Annotated in this window: 2 protein-coding genes; both read left to right on the top strand. The window is 64.8% G+C overall.

Annotated elements, in window-relative coordinates:
* On the top strand, nt 1–178 hold a 178-nt coding region (locus ACYP5B_RS48925; protein ID WP_459574687.1), incomplete at its 5' end, for an ABC transporter ATP-binding protein C-terminal domain-containing protein.
* A gap of 9 nt (nt 179–187) precedes the next feature.
* The coding region (locus tag ACYP5B_RS48920; protein WP_459574684.1) for an ATP-binding cassette domain-containing protein at nt 188–466 on the top strand (279 nt) is incomplete at its 3' end.

Here is a 466-nt window from a genome sequence, read left to right as displayed (position 1 = left end):
CACCATCCTGATGGTCGAGCACAACATGAACGTGGTCTCGTCGATTGCCGACAAGATCACGGTATTGCAGCGCGGCGCGATCCTGGCCGAGGGGCCGTACGCCGAGGTATCGAAAGACCCGCGCGTGATGGAGGCCTACATGGGCACCGTCGAAACTGAATTGCAGGGCGCGCACTGAGGAGCCAGGATGAGCACAACGCCCGCACTAGACATCAAGGACCTGCACGCCTGGTACGGCGAATCGCACATCCTGCATGGCGTGGACCTGACCGTGAATCCCGGCGAGGTGGTGACGCTGCTGGGCCGCAACGGCGCCGGGCGCACCACCACGCTGCGCGCCATCATGGGCCTTACCGGCCAGCGCAAGGGCTCGATCCGCGTCAACGGCACCGAGACCATCGGCATGCCGACGCACAAGATCGCGCACTGCGGCATCGGCTATTGCCCGGAAGAGCGGGGCATCTTC

This window comes from Cupriavidus sp. 8B (assembly GCF_054589115.1).
The sequence above is the reverse complement of the archived record's forward strand: the minus strand, read 5'-3'. Positions and strand labels throughout refer to the sequence as shown.